Annotated in this window: 1 protein-coding gene; it reads left to right on the top strand. The window is 47.8% G+C overall.

The genetic code is table 11. The annotated features are described in order from the left end of the window. The first annotated feature begins 262 nt into the window (after positions 1–262). Positions 263–1,906 carry a recombinase family protein gene (locus tag DW937_RS14540; protein ID WP_117505415.1) on the top strand — a complete coding sequence of 548 codons (1,644 nt, stop codon included), beginning with the start codon at positions 263–265 and terminating at the stop codon, positions 1,904–1,906. Positions 1,907–2,019: the final 113 nt, after the last annotated feature.

Genomic DNA, 2,019 nt, shown 5'->3' with positions numbered 1-2,019 from the left:
TGGAGGTCTGCCTATGAGCAATACGCCTGCGCACACCACGAAGCAGCAGACGAAGAAGAAATTTATTGTTTCCCGTGAGTTTTCTGGAAACCAATCTATGAAAGAAGCCTTTGAACAGCTTATCGAGCGTCAGACGCACTCGCAGTTCGAGGAATGGCTTGAAAGAAAAGCCGGATAAACCCAATTTGACCGTTGAAAGGCTCGCAGGGACATGGTATTATAATGGTGTCGTGTCCCTGCTCATAGAATAGGAGAAAGAACTATGAGCAGAAAGAAACAGAATATCCAGAAAACCACAGCCCTCTATTGCCGTCTTTCCTTGGAAGATGGGCGCGAGAATGAGAGCATGAGCATCAGCAACCAGAAGTTGATGCTGAAAGACTTTGCGGAAAAGAACGGAATGTTCCGCTACGAATACTATGTGGACGATGGCTACACTGGGCGTAATTTCAATCGTCCGGCGTTCCAGCGGATGATTGCCGACATTGAAGCCGGAAAAATCGACTGTGTTATCACGAAAGACCTTTCCCGTCTTGGCCGCAACTATATCGAAGCTGGCAGTTATATCGAGATTTTCTTTCCTAAGCACCATGTCCGGTATATCGCCATCACGGACGGTGTGGACAGTCTGACCCGGCAGGAAATGGACATTACCCCGTTCAAGAACATCTTGAACGATATGTACAGCCGTGATATTTCCAAGAAAGTTCTGGCTGGCGTTATGACCCGTTCCCGGCAGGGCAAGTTCTGCGGCGGCACTCCGCCCTATGGTTTGATGCGTGACCCGAAAGACAACGGACATCTTATCATCGACCCGGATGCAGCACCCGTTATCCGCAAAATTTACGACTACGCCCTTGACGGGATGGGCAATATGAGAATTGCCAAGAAGCTGCTGGAAGAGAAAATCCCCATTACCCGTGTGAAAGCAAATACAGCACTGGATGCCAACTACTACACATGGGGTACAGCAAGAATCGGCCACATCCTCCGCAACCCGTTTTACAAGGGCGCACACCTTGTGTGCCGGACACACCAAACGGGCATCCGTTCCGGTTCGTTCAAGTTCATCCCCCGTGAGGAATGGGAAATTATCGAAAATTGCCATGAAGCAATTGTGACCCCGGAAGAATGGGCGAAGGTACAAGAACTGATCGACCGCCGCCCGACCATTATGACGGGCAATGACTGCCCATACTACAACATCTTCCACGGCATCATTTACTGCGCCACCTGTGGGAAATCCATGCAGGCACGGTATGAAAAAGTCGGCAGAAAGGATGTCAACCGAACTACCAAGAAGAAGCGTGAACCCATCGACAAAGCATTTTTTACCTGTCAGACCTATAACCGAATCGGTTGCAAAGTATGTTCCAGCCACAAAATCGAAGCCCGTGACCTGCATGAGCTGGTTCTGAATGATATTCAAGAGTTGGCTGCACAGGCCATGAAAGATTCGGATGCTTTTTATCAGCGGTTGAGCCGCCGCATGGAGAACCAATACCGCACGGATACTTCTGCGGTTCGGACAGAGATTCGCCGTTTGGAAGAACGGAATCAGGAAATTGATGATATGTTTCTGAATCTTTACACGGATAAGAGCAAAGGCATCATCTCGGAACAGCGTTTTCTGAAACTGACGGATGCTATGGAACAGGAGCAGAACAGCAACAAGGCGCGTTTAAGCGAATTGAATCTTCTTCTGCACCAGTCGGATGAACAGGAAAGCGATGTTCATGCCTTTATCGAGGAAATCCGCAAGTATGCCGCCATCAAGGAGCTGGACGAAGTTGTACTGAACCGTCTTATCAAGAAAATCATGATTGGCGAGGTTCAGAAGGTCGATGGGCAGAAAATTCAGGAAGTCAAAATCATCTACAATTTTGTTGGAGAAATTTCCGCCTAATCTAAAATTGAAAATTCACACGATATAACATTGATTATAGTGACCCTTCTCGTTTTTTTGACGGGAAGGGTCTTTTCTTTTGCGAATTCATCACTTGACTTTACGGCAGGGAA

It is taken from the genome of Faecalibacterium sp. AM43-5AT, assembly GCF_003603345.1.
GTDB classification, from domain to species: domain Bacteria; phylum Bacillota; class Clostridia; order Oscillospirales; family Ruminococcaceae; genus Faecalibacterium; species Faecalibacterium taiwanense.
Note: the sequence above shows the minus strand (reverse complement) of the source record. Positions and strands in the feature narration are given on the sequence as shown.

What these genes read in the sequence shown, in the direction of transcription:
- DW937_RS14540 (WP_117505415.1), top strand. Translation starts at nt 263, where the DNA reads ATGAGCAGAAAGAAACAGAATATCCAGAAAACCACAGCCCTCTATTGC.